This window comes from Enterococcus sp. DIV0561, assembly GCF_050539875.1.
Lineage (GTDB): Bacteria > Bacillota > Bacilli > Lactobacillales > Enterococcaceae > Enterococcus > Enterococcus faecalis.
The window spans coordinates 2323486-2337011 of sequence record NZ_CP172927.1 but is presented as its reverse complement, the minus strand read 5'-3'; the positions used below and the strand labels follow the sequence as shown (position 1 = coordinate 2337011).

The following is a 13526-nucleotide window of genomic DNA, read 5'->3' as shown; positions in this document are numbered from 1 at the left end:
TAGCTCGCCTGCATATGTACTTGAACCAAGTCAAGTCCGGGAATTTGGTTATGTGCTTCACTATAAATCACTATCTGTAAAGAGTATACAAGATTTCCTTTCTTTTGTGATACCAAATTTTTACAGACAAAGTAGTAAAATTTGACGTTTCTTATTTTAGCAAGGTTATAGGTTTGTTTTGGGGCTTGAAATAGCAAGAATTGAGAGTGATTTAAGGGAAAATATTAACATATGTAGAAGTATTTTTATAAGAAATAACGAGAAAAAATCAATAAGTATGTTCTTGAGGGCTACTTTTTGACGTTTTCTAATTAAAACTTAATAAAAAATAGCGGAAACAAAGAAAAAATGTGCTTACAAAAAGTAATCCGCACTTAGCTAGGAAGTTAAGAATGTGTAGGTTATTTTCAAACAAATACTAAGAATCCTATTTCAATCCTTTACAGAGGAACAAGGACTTCGTATAATAAAGGGACGAAAAGGAGCGAAAGTGATGAGAAACGAAATGATGCATCGACCAGTCGTTAAACCAGAATTGGTTGAGTATATGCGTACAAAACAAAAGAAACTTCCCGGAGAATTAGGTGCCGTGGAGGCAGAAGCCAATGAAGCAGGGGTGCCGATTATTCCGCACGAAACAGTAGTTTTTCTACAATTTTTGCTAGGACAACTAAAGCCTAAAAATATTTTAGAAATCGGGGCAGCAATTGGTTTTTCTTCAAGCTTGATGGCCCAATTTGTTGGTGAAGATGGTCACGTGACCACGATTGATCGTTTTGACGTAATGATAAAAAAAGCGAAGAAAACCTACCAACGCCTAGACTTAGAAGAAAAGGTCACTCTTTTAGAAGGACAAGCAGCTGAGATTCTACCAACGTTGGAAGGACCTTATGACTTTATTTTTATGGATAGTGCCAAATCAAAATACATTGAATTTTTACCTGAATGTTTACGGTTGCTGCCAGTTGGCGGCGTTTTAATGGTGGATGATGTATTTCAAGCTGGGACAATTTTAGACCCTGCTGAGGAAGTACCGAAAAAAAATCGAGCGATTCATCGTAAATTAAACCAATTTTTAGATGTAGTCATGGCGCATCCTGATTTAACTTCTACTTTAGTTCCTCTTGGTGATGGAGTTATTTTAATTACCAAAGAGAAAGAAACGATTATTTTAGATAGTTAAAGAATGTCTTCACAAAAAGAAAGCGAATCATTAAAAAGCAAGTTCTTTTAATGATTCGCTTTCTTTTTTATGTTATTTAAAAAGTTATCTCACTATTTCTAATTGAGAATGATAATCATAAAATTCTCAATAGGACAGTATTATGTGTTAATAAAACCTTGTTTGTTTATAATTATTCTATTGACGGAATAATTATAAACTGTTATCCTTAAAGAGTAAAAAAACAGAGGAGGAACGACAATGAATTTAATTAATCAAAAACTTTTTGACTTTGAATGTGATGCCTATCACGATGGTGAATTTACACGAGTATCAACAGAAGATATTTTAGGAAAATGGAGTATTTTCTTCTTTTATCCAGCTGATTTTTCTTTCGTGTGTCCTACGGAATTAGGGGATATGCAAGAGCATTATGCGCATTTACAGGAATTAAATTGTGAGGTTTACTCTGTTTCAGAAGATAGTCATTATGTGCATAAAGCATGGGCTGACGCTACAGAAACGATTGGAAAAATTAAATATCCAATGTTAGCCGATCCCAACGGTCAACTTGCTCGTTTCTTTGGCGTTTTAGATGAAGCTTCTGGAATGGCTTACCGTGCTTCATTTATTGTGAGTCCAGAAGGTGACATCAAATCTTATGAAATCAACGACATGGGTATTGGTCGTAATGCTGAAGAACTTGTTCGTAAATTAGAAGCTTCTCAATTTGTAGCAGAACATGGTGATAAAGTTTGTCCAGCCAATTGGCAACCAGGAGAAGAAACAATTGCGCCAAGCTTAGATTTAGTTGGTAAAATTTAAATTCGCTTTGTAAATAGAGGTCAAAGAGTTGGATAAAACAGAGAAAATGTTTTGTTCAGCTCTTTTTCTGAAACACAGAAGAAAGAGGAGAAGCAAGTGACAGAAGAAATCTACGATTTGATTATTATTGGTGGGGGCTCAGCTGCTTTATCTGCAGGTATCTATGCAGGTCGCGCAATGATGGATACCTTAATTATTGAAAAAGACAAAATTGGCGGACAAGTAACGACGACTTCTGAAATTGTGAACTATCCAGCGATTCGTCACACAACAGGTCCAGAACTAATGGAAGAAATGCGCATTCAAGCACAAGACTTCGGTGTAGCTTTTACAAAAGACGAGATTATTGATGTTGATTTTAGTCAAACGATAAAAACTGTTCAATCGGCGAGTCAAACCTACCAAGCATATGCAGTATTGATTGCGACAGGGGCCTCTGCTCGTAAAATTGGTTTCCCTGGTGAAAGTGAATTTACAGGACGCGGCGTGGCCTATTGTTCTACTTGTGATGGGGAGTTTTTCCAAGGCCTAGATATTTTTGTGATTGGTGGCGGTTATGCAGCAGCGGAAGAGGCCGTTTATTTGACACGTTACGGTAAATCAGTAACGATGATTATCCGAGAACCTGATTTTACATGTGCAAAATTAACTGCGGAGGCGGCCAAAAATCACCCGAAAATTAAGATTGTTTATAACACAGAAGTGAAAGAAATTACGGGAGATGATTTTGTCCGGAAAGCTGTGTTTGTCAATAACCAGACGGGAGAAGAAACGGTTTATGAAGCACCAAAAGACAGTACATTTGGTCTGTTTGTTTTTGCTGGAAATAAACCAAGTACAGAAATTTTTGAAGGGAAAATTGCTTTAGACCGTGGGTATGTGCCAACAACTGAGAATATGGAAACCAATATTCCTGGCGTTTATGCAGCAGGAGATTTACGAATAAAAGAATTACGTCAAATTGTGACGGCGGTTGCAGACGGTGCAATTGCCGCCACTCATGCGCAACGTTACGTGACAGAACAAAAAACACAGGCGGGCCAACCGATTGTAACGAAGCGAATGACTGAACGATTAGCTAATCAATCTGCCCCTGAAACAAACAGTCAGCAATCAAAAGAAAAACAGCCAGCGAAAGTTACTGGTAAGCATCAGTGGTTCCCAGAAAGTATGCGCCAACAATTAAGCGGTATTTTCGCTAAACTAACCAAAAAAGTGACATTGCTTCAGTTTTTGGATGCAAGTGATGAAAAATCATTGGAACTTCAGTCATTCTTAACAGAATTTGCAAGTCTGGATCAGAAGATTACTTTAGAAACGATTTTGAAAGATACTGAGCCAGCCAAAGAATTGCTGTATGGGATTGAAAAAATGCCTAGCGTTGTGCTCTTAGATGCGGCAGGAAACTATACAGGAATTAAATTTAGTGGTATTCCTAGTGGCCATGAAGTAAACTCGTTGGTTTTGGCAGTTTATAATGTCGGCAGCGAGGGACAGCCGTTAGAAGCAAGTCTGCAAAAGAACATACTTGCATTGCCAAAAAGAAAAATAGAAATCTTTGTTTCACTAACATGTCATTTCTGTCCCGATGTCGTGGCCGCTTGCCAACGGATTGCATCAATTAATCCTCATGTTGAAGCAGAAATGGTGGACATTAGTCTATTTCCAGAGTTGAAAAAAGAAAAGAAAATTATGAGCGTTCCAGCAATGCTGATTGATGGCGAACAAATGATTTTTGGTTCAAAAACAATGACCGAAATTATTGAAGCCTTGGCTTAAAAGAGGCGGAAAAAAGTAAATAGCCTAAAGACCTAAGTCATTCAAAAAAGTGAGAAATACGTCGAGATGATGTATTTCTCACTTTTTTCGCATAGTTAGTCAAGTACCTTTTTTGATTAAGCGATTGAGTTTCCTAAAAAGAATTAAAAAGACACAACAGCAAATGAACAATAGGCTTCCTGTTAGTGGTAAAAAGATACCTTGCATGTAGCTATCGATATGCATTAAACCAGGCACCTCGCTGAAAAAATCATGGATAAACTGTTGAATGAACTTATTAGCTAGAAAAGCGGCTAAAGGCAAAATAAAAATCAAATAATAGAGGGGTTGTAAGGCATAGCTAATTAAAATTTGTAATTTTGTCGTACCTAAAAGAGCTAAGATCAGTAAGTCGTTTTTTTGCTCTAAAAAAGTTAGGAAGAAAGCTCGGCAAATATAACTAATCAGGAAGAAAAAGAGTGTTCCAGTGCTGATTCCAGCCAAACCTCTGAAAATTTTCAAGGGAGGAATCACTGCATAATTATCAAGAAGAATCATTTGTGAAAGCCATCGAGAAAACAACAAAGTCAATAATAGAGCAGAAAAAGTCAGAAAACTAATAATAAAGATAAGAATCAACGTACTAAATTGGTTTTTTGAGCGCCACGCATTTTTGAGAGAGTCTGTGAATAAGTAAAGAATCGAATACATCATCGCGTCCTTTCTGAAAAATTTTTGTTTTAGCGGAAAAGTTATGTAAAAGAAAAGACGTTATCTCCAGCCAACTAGCCAATGAAAGAGATAACGCCTTCGCTGGAAACAAGAACTGGATTATTTCACCAATACTAATTTTTTTAAAGGTTCAACCCCAAATCGTTGTTCTTGCTGTAAAAGAATTTCGGCACAAGCACGGCTATCTTCTAAAGCATCATGATGATTATTTAAAGTGATATTGAGGTTTTCACAAACGGTATTTAATTTATGATTAGGAAATTCAGGAAACAGTTTGCGACTCGTTTTGACAGTACATAAAGAAAGGTAATTAGGTTGTTCTAAGCCATAGTAATCTAAACAGCCAGCCAAAACGCTACAATCAAAACTTGCGTTGTGAGCGACCACTAACCGATTTGGCTGAAAACAATGCTGAATTTGTTGCCATACTTCAGGGAATTTGGGCGCATTGGCAACATCTGATTCATGAATGCCGTGAATTTGCGTATTTCGCCAGAAAAAAGGTGTTTCTGGTTTGATTAACGTGTAAAATTCATCCACAATCCGACTATTTTCTACTTTAACAATTGCAATGGAACAGGCACTATGTTTATCATAACTAGCTGTTTCAAAGTCAAAAGCGTAAAAGTTCATTAAAAAAACTCCTTTCAACGCGTTGAGTAACACTTAAAAATCAAGTACAACTTCCACTGGACAATGATCACTACCAAGAATATCTGTATGGATTTTAGCACTGACTAAACGCTCATTCAAGGATTCTGACACAACGAAATAGTCAATCCGCCAACCTGCGTTATTTTTTCGTGCATTAAAGCGATAACTCCACCATGAGTAGATGCCCTCAGCTTCTGGATAAAAATAACGGAATGTATCAGTGAAACCACTGTCTAATAAATCAGTAAATTTTTGCCGTTCTTCAGGCGTGAACCCCGCATTTTTTTGATTGGTTTTCCAATTTTTTAAATCAATATTTTGATGAGCTACGTTTAAATCACCGCAAAGAATTACGGGTTTTTCTTGATTTAATTCGTTTAAATAGGCACTAAAAGCATCTTCCCATGTCATTCGATAAGCTAAACGCTTTAGTTCAGCTTGTGAGTTTGGTGTGTAGCAAGTGACTATGAAAAATTCTGGATATTCTAAAGTGATCACGCGGCCTTCTTGATCGTGAGCCTCGATACCTAAGCCATAGCGAACACTTAACGCTTCTTCTTTAGCGAAAATTGCTGTGCCAGAATAGCCTTTTTTTTCGGCGTAATTCCAATACTGATGATAGCCAGGAAGTTCTAAATCAATTTGCCCAGCTTGTAATTTTGTTTCTTGTAAACAGAAAAAATCTGCATCTAATTCATTAAAAACATCCATAAAATTCTTTTTAACAACCGCTCGTAAGCCGTTGACATTCCAAGAAATACATTTCATTGTTGAAACTCCTTTCAAATAAGAAACGCTTTTGCTCGTTTCAGTGCAAACCAGAACCAAAGAAAAGGTCGCTTGGTGCTTTCTTCTATTCTAATACTTTTTAAAGAAGTTTTAAATACTTGAAAAGAAAAAGAGAAAATGACTGATTTTTGGAAAGAAGTAGTCTATGATAAAATAGTAAAAAGAGCAGAAATGAGGACAAACGAATGAAAATTGGAGTCATTGGTTTAGGAAATATTGCACAAAAAGCGTATTTGCCAACTTATAGTGAATGCCGCCATTTGGCAGAGTTTGTGTTAGCAACTAGAAACCCAGAAACACGACAAAAAATCGCTGATCAGTATGGCTTTACAGAAACCGTTGGGACCATAGAAGAATTGATTGAAGCAAAGATTGATGCTTGTTTTGTCCATGTAGCCACAAAAGTGCATGGTGCAGTCGTTCGCCAATTATTACAGGCTGGTATTCACGTCTTTGTGGACAAACCTTTAAGTGAAGAGCTTGCTGAAGTCAAAGAATTACAAGCATTGGCAGCAGCAAAAAATCTGTGTCTGATGGTTGGTTTCAATCGTCGTTTTGCCCCTTATACGGAAGTATTGAAAAATATTCCTGAAAAACAAACTATTTTTATTAAAAAGAACCGCATCAATACAACGAGAGAAACAAGTTTTATGATGTATGATTTATTTTTACATGTCGTTGATACCGCAGTTTATTTAGCGGAAGGACCGCTCCACGTGGTGCAGTCAAAATTAGTGGAAGAAAACGGTTATTTAAAACGAGCAATTTTACAATTAGAAACCGAACAGACAACGATTGTTTGTTCCATGGATTTACACTCTGGGGCCAATACTGAAACTTTTGAAGTCACCAGCCCCACAGGTACTTATCGCTTGGAAAATTTAACGCATTTGACCATCCAAACAGAAGAAGAATACCAAGTAAAAGAGATGGGAGATTGGACGCCAACATTGGAAAAAAGAGGTTTTTACCAAATGGTTACTGCTTTCATCCAGGCCATTCAAAAACCGCAAGAGCAAGAGTTAAAACAAGAAAAAGTCTATGAAAGTCATGCGTTATGTGAAGAAATGCTACGCCAACAACAACGGCATGTTCTTTAAAGAGGACTAGCAACTTTCTTTCTATCATGCTAGAATAAGACAGATATTTTGAAAAGAAAGGACTAACTTTCGTGAACACTAAAGCTATGTTAGAAACATTAAACGAAATTACTTTATTAGTAGATGAACCATTAAAAAACGTAACCTTTACCAAAACAGGCGGCCCAGCTGATGTGTTGGCCTTACCCAAAACAAAAAAAGAAGTCGAAGAGATTGTGGCGTATTGCCGAGAACAAGGACTTTCATGGTTAGTATTAGGCAATGCTAGCAACTTGATTGTTCGTGATGGCGGTATTCGCGATGTCGTGATTATGCTAACAGAAATGAAAGAAATCAAAGTAGCCGGTACCACCATGATTGTGGATGCTGGTGCCAAGCTGATTGATACAACCTACGAAGCCTTAGCAGCTGATTTAACTGGTTTTGAATTTGCTTGTGGCATTCCAGGAAGTGTCGGCGGTGCTGTTTATATGAATGCTGGAGCATATGGCGGGGAAATTAAAGATGTTTTCCAGTCTGCAGAAGTGCTGTTGGCAGATGGAACTATCCAAACAATGACGAAAGAAGACCTGGATTTCCGTTATCGTCATAGTGAAATTCAAGAATTACATTGCATTGTCTTGCAAGCAACGTTTGCTTTAGAAAAAGGAAACCATGCAGAAATTAAAGCCCAAATGGATGAATTAACGGAACTTCGTGAACTGAAGCAACCGCTAGAGTATCCCTCTTGTGGCAGTGTCTTTAAACGCCCTGTTGGTCATTTTACAGGGAAATTAATCCAAGACGCTGGCTTACAAGGCTTAAAATGGGGCGGTGCTCAAATTTCCGAAAAGCATGCGGGATTTATTGTTAACATCGATCATGCAACCGCAACAGATTATGTGGAATTAATTGCACATATCCAAGAAGTGATTAAAGAAAAATTTGATGTTGAATTGCAAACGGAAGTTCGAATTATTGGTGAAGAAGTCTAAAAAATAAGCTAGGGAGGTAAGTCATTTTGACTTGCCTCCCTAGCTTTAAATCCTAAGATAAAGATCGTAAATTTTACTCGTCTTCTAAATTTTCCAATTCTACAACTTTAAAGTTTTTCCGCTCTAAATGTTCTACAATGGCTGTACACGTTTCGGCAGTTGTGCCGGCTGGTAAAGTAATAAGTGTGCGACGAACAAATTCTTCACTATCAACATCCAATGTAATACAGCTGGCGATGCTGCTATATTTGGCAATGATTTTTGAAATGGCTGCTAAGTCGCCTTGTTGACCAACTGAAGCAATTGTTAAAACGTAGCTCCCTTGTTTTACATTCCAAGATTGCGCTAAAATATTTAATAAGGTGCTGTGTGTTAAAATGCCGTAAAAATAATTATTTTCATCTAAAACAGCAATGTAAGGTAGTTCTTTAATAGTAAAAAATACCTTGAAAAATGAAGTGTTGACATAAATAAATTTTGTGGCATTTTTTAACAAATAGGTAACAGGTAAACTCATATCGCCACCGTTTGCTTTATGGCGGTAAATATGCATTTTATAAATATTTCCTCGGAAAATTTTTCCAGATTCGTCTAAAATTGGGACACAACGGTAACCTGAGTCTTCTAAAATAGAAAGAGCTTCTTCTAGAGTACAAGATTCATTGACGGTTGTTAAATTATCTTTTTTAATAACTACAGATTTTAATAACATAAACAGGCCTCCTAAGGGTTCATTTTTAATAAATTTATCATATCATAACTTAGCAGAAAACAATAGCTGAGACCTCAGAATAAAAGCAATTTTGTTAAAATAAATAGAAAATAAAGAAAAATCAGATATTTTGTAAAAGAAATCAAGCACGTATTCGCGATAATGGTGAAAAATTACGTAAGAATCGGCACGGCGCTTCTTTAAAAAGTAAATTAAACTTTGACAACTTTTTCGAATAATGGTACTGTTAAGAAGTAAATTTGTGAATAGAGGAGGTCGAAGAACATGGCAACAAAGAAAGCAGCTCTTGCTTGTTCCGTTTGTGGCTCTCGCAACTATTCTAAATCCGTTAGTGAAGGTAAACGTGGCGAACGCTTAGAAATCAATAAATTCTGTAAATATTGTAATCAATACACGTTACATAAAGAAACGAAATAGATTTAGAGGAGGGTATCAACATGAAATTTTTCCGCAGCGTTGCTGATGAGATGAAGCAAGTAACTTGGCCAACAAAAAAACAATTGCGTAAAGATACATTAGTTGTAATTGAAACATCTATTTTATTTGCAGCATTGTTCTTTATCATGGATACTGTTATCCAAACGGCATTTGGCTGGATTTTAAAATAATTAATTCTAGTATTTCCCGACGAGGGGTGCTATAATAGTATTCGAGAAAAAGCTTCGGGAAACTGAGCTTTTTTTATTTGCTCGAAAAAAATAAACTAAAACATTTAAAGGAGCCGAATCAGTAATGGAAACTTTTGAAAGAAATTGGTACGTATTGCACACCTATTCAGGCTATGAAAATAAAGTAAAAGCAAACATTGAATCACGTGCACAAAGCATGGGGATGGGCGATTATATTTTTCGTGTCGTTGTACCAGAAGAAACAGAAAAAGAAGTCAAAAATGGTAAAGAAAAAGAAATCGTTCATAAAACTTTCCCTGGTTATGTGTTAGTGGAAATGATTATGACCGATGATTCTTGGTATATTGTTCGTAATACGCCAGGCGTAACTGGTTTTGTAGGCTCACATGGTGCCGGTAGTAAACCCGCTCCTTTATTACAAGAAGAAATTAACCACATTTTACGTTCAATTGGCATGAGCACCCGTCAATCAGACTTAGAAGTAGCGCTAGGCGATACAGTGAAAATTATCGAAGGTGCCTTTTCTGGTCTTGAAGGTGTTGTGACAGAAATCGATGAAGAAAAACAAAAATTAAAAGTAAACATCGATATGTTTGGTCGTGAAACAAGTACAGAATTAGACTTTGAACAAGTCGATAACATTGATTAATAAACAAGCTGACAAACTATTGTTCAGCTGATTGATACAGATTGTAGGGTCTGGAAAAGCAGTCAACTGACTTCTTTCCCAAGCCCTTTTTTAGTTCATCGCAGAAAGGAATGAAAAAAATGAAACATGCCCAAAAATATCGTTATTTTTCTTTGCTAATGGGTCTTGTTCTATTATTAAGTGCTTGCCAAATTGGGGCAACCACGAAGAATGACAATCAAGCCGCCACAAAAGAAGCAACTGTTGAGTTAAACCGCACAACAACACCAACACTTTTTTTTCATGGTTACGCAGGAACTAAAAATTCGTTTGGCTCGTTACTGCATCGCTTGGAGAAACAAGGTGCCACAACTCAAGAATTAGTGCTACTCGTTAAACCTGATGGGACCGTGGTTAAAGAGCGAGGAGCTTTAAGTGGCAAAGCGACGAATCCCAGTGTTCAAGTTCTATTTGAAGATAATAAAAACAATGAATGGAATCAAACAGAATGGATAAAAAACACATTACTCTATTTACAAAAAAATTATCAAGTGAACAAAGCCAATATTGTCGGGCACTCTATGGGTGGTGTTAGTGGTTTACGTTATTTAGGAACCTATGGGCAAGACACATCGTTACCTAAAATTGAAAAATTTGTCAGCATTGGAGCACCTTTCAATGATTTTATTGATACGAGTCAACAGCAAACCATCGAAACGGAACTAGAAAATGGCCCCACAGAAAAAAGTAGCCGCTATTTGGATTATCAAGAGATGATTAATGTTGTTCCAGAAAAACTGCCCATTTTATTAATTGGTGGTCAATTAAGTGCAACAGATTTAAGTGATGGAACGGTACCGTTATCTAGTGCCTTAGCAGTCAACGCCTTGCTAAGACAGCGAGGAACTCAAGTCACTAGCCAGATTATTAAAGGAGAAAATGCACAACATAGCCAATTACATGAAAATCCTGAAGTAGATCAATTGCTAATTGAATTTCTATGGCCGAGTAAAAAATAGCAAAAAGGCACATGTTCCATAAAAAATGGAACATGTGCCTTTTTCTATACTTGGGCTAGCGAAATAGCTTTTTTCAGCTATAATAAATAAAATTATTTATTTTTAGGAGATATTGGAATGTAATCCTCATGATTTAAATAAGCACAAATCAAGGCTTCAAAGGTGATTAATGTTTGGCCAAAAAACATTTGTGGCTGAGCGACACTTGTTGAAAACGGGCTGTAAGAGTCAGTTGAAAAAACGAGATCTGCCAGTCGACCAAGAGTTGAATTTTTGGCACCAACAAAAGAAATGATAGGATGTTTTTTCTCTTTCGCAAGCAGAGCTGTTTCTTTTAGGTATTTTTCTTCACCAGAATGTGAAAGAATGATAAAAAGAAAATTCTGATTATTTTGACTATTTATCGAATGAGTATGGGCTGTTGTGATACTGGGGATGCCATGAAAATTGAAAACTTCACTAATGTAAGCCGCCAAATGTCGTGAAAAGTCATGACCTAAAATAACAAATAAATGACTCTTGTGTTTGGCAAGCAGTCGACAAAACTCGTTGGTTGTTTCAAATGAAGGCGCTGTTTCAAAAGGGATTGGCTGAGAAAAATGGGCTTCTTTTAATTTGTAAATAAGTTCATTATAACCTGATAAATTTAATTTTTTGGCTAAACGAATGATGGAACTAGGCGAAGAAAAGCAGTGTTTGGCAACTTCTCGAATACTTAAATCGGCCGCGTTCGTACTTTGTTGATCCAAATAATACAAAATCTGACTTTCTGTTTTCGTTAAATGATACGTTTCTTTTAAGTAATCTAAGTTCATGAGCAAACCTCCTTTATCAGATTATAAATAATTTTGTGGGAAAAAGGTATCAAAAAATAAAAAAATGAGGTGTTTTTATGAAAAGGGCAACAAAGCAAAGGCTGTCTTTGGCAGCAATCATAGTTCTACTTCTCTCGGGCTGTGGAAATGTTGGGAAAGAAACCAAAAAGCAAGAACAACAGGTATTACGGGTCGGGATTGATTCGGAATTATCAACGGCAGACGTGTCGTTGGCAATGGATAATACAGCAGCAGATGTAATGAGTCAAGTAGGAGAGGGACTTTTCTCCTTTGACGAAAAAGGAGAAGCTAAACCAGCATTGGCAACTGAAAAAGTACAGCCCTCTAATGATGGTTTAATCTATACTTTTACGATTCGAAAAGATGCAAAATGGAGTAACGGCGAGCCAATCACAGCCAATGATTTTGAATATTCTTGGAAGCGCACAGTAGACCCAAAAACAGCTTCCCCGCAAGCGTATTATTTTGAAGGGATAAAAAATTATCGTGCTATTGTTGACGGTGGCAAATCTAAAGAAGAGCTAGGGGTAACAGCCATTGATGACCATACCTTGGAAGTAGAGCTGAGCTATCCTATGAGTTATTTTCAACAATTATTGGCGGTGCCAGCTTTTTATCCTTTAAATGAAGCATTTGTCGAAAAAACGGGCAAAAACTATGGTACATCAGCTGAGTCAACACTTTACAATGGCGCTTTCACATTGGAAGGTTGGGATGGCACGAATAATACTTGGTCCTATGTGAAGAATAAAAATTATTGGGATCAAGCGAATGTTTCGCTGGATAAGGTGGATGTCCAAGTCGTTAAAGAAGTCAATACTGGGAAAAATCTTTTCGAAGGGAAAGAATTAGATGTTGTAAAAATTTCTGGAGAAATTGTTGCACAAGAACAAGGCAATGCAGCTTTAAAAATTCGTGAAATTCCTGGAACGTATTATATCCAATTAAATACGCAAAAAAATCTTTTGGCAAATAAGAATGCACGTCGAGCGATAGCATTATCATTGAATTCTGAACGTTTAGCTAAAAATGTTTTAAATGATGGCTCAAAAAAAGCACTTGGCTTCGTGCCAACAGGTTTCACTAATCAAGAAACGCAAAAAGATTTTGCAGAGGAATTAGGAGATTTAAATCCTAGTGAACCAGAAAAAGCGAAAGAGTTATGGCAAACGGCTAAAAAAGAATTAGAAATTGAAAAAGCGGAGCTAACGATTTTAAGTTCGGATACAGAAAATGCTAAAAAAATCAGTGAGTATGTTCAAGGAGCTTTAGCAGATAATTTAGAAAATTTAACAGTCAATGTTTCGCCAGTTCCTTTTAATAATCGTTTAGAAAAAAGTCGCAGCGGAGATTTCGACATTGTGGTTGGTGGCTGGACGCCAGTATATGCTGATCCAATCGATTTCTTAAACCTATTGCAATCAAAAAATTCCAATAATTTTGGTAAATGGTCTAATAAGACCTTCGATCAGTTGCTTCAAGAAGCAAACGTAACTTATGCAAATAAATATGAAGAACGTTGGAAAACATTACAAAAAGCGGATCAATTGGTTGCGGAAGAAGCACCCCTAGTTCCTCTTTATCAATTAACAGAAGCACGCTTAGTGGACGATTCTGTCCAAAATTTAGTCTATGGCCCATTAGGTTCAGGCTATTACAAATCAGTCTCTATCGGTGACAAGTAAAG

15 protein-coding genes are annotated in these 13526 nt (G+C 36.7%); 10 read left to right on the top strand and 5 right to left on the bottom strand.

What is annotated here, in order from left to right:
* The first annotated feature begins 493 nt into the window (after positions 1-493).
* The 3 genes from IGM13_RS11160 (at position 494) to IGM13_RS11150 (ending at position 3766) form a co-directional block, all read left to right on the top strand.
* Complete coding sequence (locus tag IGM13_RS11160) at positions 494-1183, top strand: O-methyltransferase (RefSeq protein WP_002381418.1); 690 nt, start codon at positions 494-496, stop codon at positions 1181-1183.
* Positions 1184-1423: 240 nt separating this feature from the next.
* A complete protein-coding gene (gene ahpC, locus IGM13_RS11155) occupies positions 1424-1987 on the top strand; it encodes an alkyl hydroperoxide reductase subunit C (RefSeq protein ID WP_002367212.1) in 564 nt (187 codons plus the stop codon).
* Between the two features lie 96 nt (positions 1988-2083).
* On the top strand, positions 2084-3766 hold the full coding sequence (locus IGM13_RS11150) for an FAD-dependent oxidoreductase (protein WP_010827704.1): 1683 nt from the start codon (positions 2084-2086) through the stop codon (positions 3764-3766).
* A 99-nt stretch (positions 3767-3865) separates the two neighbouring features.
* Here the strand turns inward: IGM13_RS11150 and IGM13_RS11145 are convergent, their stop codons facing one another.
* From IGM13_RS11145 to IGM13_RS11135, 3 genes are all read right to left on the bottom strand, one after another.
* The gene (locus IGM13_RS11145) at positions 3866-4456 is read right to left on the bottom strand and encodes a hypothetical protein (RefSeq protein ID WP_002419271.1); all 591 of its coding nucleotides are present in this window, start codon (positions 4454-4456) and stop codon (positions 3866-3868) included.
* A 120-nt stretch (positions 4457-4576) separates the two neighbouring features.
* Entirely contained in the window at positions 4577-5110 is a 534-nt protein-coding gene (locus IGM13_RS11140) for a 3'-5' exonuclease (protein WP_010713133.1), read from the bottom strand.
* Between the two features lie 33 nt (positions 5111-5143).
* Complete coding sequence (locus IGM13_RS11135; protein WP_002419270.1) at positions 5144-5899, bottom strand: exodeoxyribonuclease III; 756 nt, start codon at positions 5897-5899, stop codon at positions 5144-5146.
* A gap of 206 nt (positions 5900-6105) precedes the next feature.
* Between IGM13_RS11135 and IGM13_RS11130 the strand changes: the two genes are divergently transcribed.
* Together IGM13_RS11130 and murB are read left to right on the top strand one after the other, a co-directional pair.
* A complete protein-coding gene (locus tag IGM13_RS11130) occupies positions 6106-7020 on the top strand; it encodes a Gfo/Idh/MocA family protein (protein ID WP_002419269.1) in 915 nt (304 codons plus the stop codon).
* 86 nt (positions 7021-7106) lie between these two features.
* On the top strand, positions 7107-7994 hold the full coding sequence (gene murB, locus IGM13_RS11125) for a UDP-N-acetylmuramate dehydrogenase (RefSeq protein WP_002419268.1): 888 nt from the start codon (positions 7107-7109) through the stop codon (positions 7992-7994).
* 73 nt (positions 7995-8067) lie between these two features.
* On the opposite strand, the gene cbpA is transcribed toward murB, so the two are convergent.
* Positions 8068-8706 carry a cyclic di-AMP binding protein CbpA gene (gene cbpA / locus IGM13_RS11120; RefSeq protein WP_002365057.1) on the bottom strand — a complete coding sequence of 213 codons (639 nt, stop codon included), beginning with the start codon at positions 8704-8706 and terminating at the stop codon, positions 8068-8070.
* Positions 8707-8991: 285 nt separating this feature from the next.
* Here cbpA and rpmG point away from each other — a divergent pair, with 285 nt between their 5' ends.
* From rpmG to IGM13_RS11100, 4 genes are all read left to right on the top strand, one after another.
* Positions 8992-9144 (top strand): 50S ribosomal protein L33, encoded by a 153-nt coding sequence (gene rpmG, locus IGM13_RS11115; protein ID WP_002356408.1) that lies wholly within the window; start codon positions 8992-8994, stop codon positions 9142-9144.
* Between the two features lie 20 nt (positions 9145-9164).
* Complete coding sequence (gene secE, locus IGM13_RS11110; protein WP_002356409.1) at positions 9165-9335, top strand: preprotein translocase subunit SecE; 171 nt, start codon at positions 9165-9167, stop codon at positions 9333-9335.
* Between the two features lie 124 nt (positions 9336-9459).
* On the top strand, positions 9460-10005 hold the full coding sequence (nusG, locus tag IGM13_RS11105; RefSeq protein ID WP_002384070.1) for a transcription termination/antitermination protein NusG: 546 nt from the start codon (positions 9460-9462) through the stop codon (positions 10003-10005).
* 110 nt (positions 10006-10115) lie between these two features.
* On the top strand, positions 10116-11003 hold the full coding sequence (locus IGM13_RS11100) for an alpha/beta hydrolase (protein WP_002419267.1): 888 nt from the start codon (positions 10116-10118) through the stop codon (positions 11001-11003).
* A 92-nt stretch (positions 11004-11095) separates the two neighbouring features.
* Here IGM13_RS11100 and IGM13_RS11095 read toward each other — a convergent pair whose 3' ends face one another.
* A complete protein-coding gene (locus IGM13_RS11095) occupies positions 11096-11818 on the bottom strand; it encodes a MurR/RpiR family transcriptional regulator (protein WP_002407921.1) in 723 nt (240 codons plus the stop codon).
* A 77-nt stretch (positions 11819-11895) separates the two neighbouring features.
* On the opposite strand from IGM13_RS11095, the gene IGM13_RS11090 reads away from it, so the two are divergent.
* The gene (locus tag IGM13_RS11090; protein ID WP_002419266.1) at positions 11896-13524 is read left to right on the top strand and encodes a peptide ABC transporter substrate-binding protein; all 1629 of its coding nucleotides are present in this window, start codon (positions 11896-11898) and stop codon (positions 13522-13524) included.
* Positions 13525-13526: the final 2 nt, after the last annotated feature.

Excerpts from the sequence above, each read along its gene's own strand:
- nusG (WP_002384070.1), top strand. The coding sequence starts at position 9,460 with ATGGAAACTTTTGAAAGAAATTGGTACGTATTGCACACCTATTCAGGC.
- IGM13_RS11135 (WP_002419270.1), bottom strand. The coding sequence starts at position 5,899 with ATGAAATGTATTTCTTGGAATGTCAACGGCTTACGAGCGGTTGTTAAA.
- ahpC (WP_002367212.1), top strand. The coding sequence starts at position 1,424 with ATGAATTTAATTAATCAAAAACTTTTTGACTTTGAATGTGATGCCTAT.
- murB (WP_002419268.1), top strand. The coding sequence starts at position 7,107 with ATGTTAGAAACATTAAACGAAATTACTTTATTAGTAGATGAACCATTA.
- IGM13_RS11095 (WP_002407921.1), bottom strand. The coding sequence starts at position 11,818 with ATGAACTTAGATTACTTAAAAGAAACGTATCATTTAACGAAAACAGAA.
- IGM13_RS11145 (WP_002419271.1), bottom strand. The coding sequence starts at position 4,456 with ATGTATTCGATTCTTTACTTATTCACAGACTCTCTCAAAAATGCGTGG.
- rpmG (WP_002356408.1), top strand. The coding sequence starts at position 8,992 with ATGGCAACAAAGAAAGCAGCTCTTGCTTGTTCCGTTTGTGGCTCTCGC.
- cbpA (WP_002365057.1), bottom strand. The coding sequence starts at position 8,706 with ATGTTATTAAAATCTGTAGTTATTAAAAAAGATAATTTAACAACCGTC.
- secE (WP_002356409.1), top strand. The coding sequence starts at position 9,165 with ATGAAATTTTTCCGCAGCGTTGCTGATGAGATGAAGCAAGTAACTTGG.
- IGM13_RS11090 (WP_002419266.1), top strand. The coding sequence starts at position 11,896 with ATGAAAAGGGCAACAAAGCAAAGGCTGTCTTTGGCAGCAATCATAGTT.
- IGM13_RS11100 (WP_002419267.1), top strand. The coding sequence starts at position 10,116 with ATGAAAAAAATGAAACATGCCCAAAAATATCGTTATTTTTCTTTGCTA.
- IGM13_RS11130 (WP_002419269.1), top strand. The coding sequence starts at position 6,106 with ATGAAAATTGGAGTCATTGGTTTAGGAAATATTGCACAAAAAGCGTAT.
- IGM13_RS11160 (WP_002381418.1), top strand. The coding sequence starts at position 494 with ATGAGAAACGAAATGATGCATCGACCAGTCGTTAAACCAGAATTGGTT.
- IGM13_RS11140 (WP_010713133.1), bottom strand. The coding sequence starts at position 5,110 with ATGAACTTTTACGCTTTTGACTTTGAAACAGCTAGTTATGATAAACAT.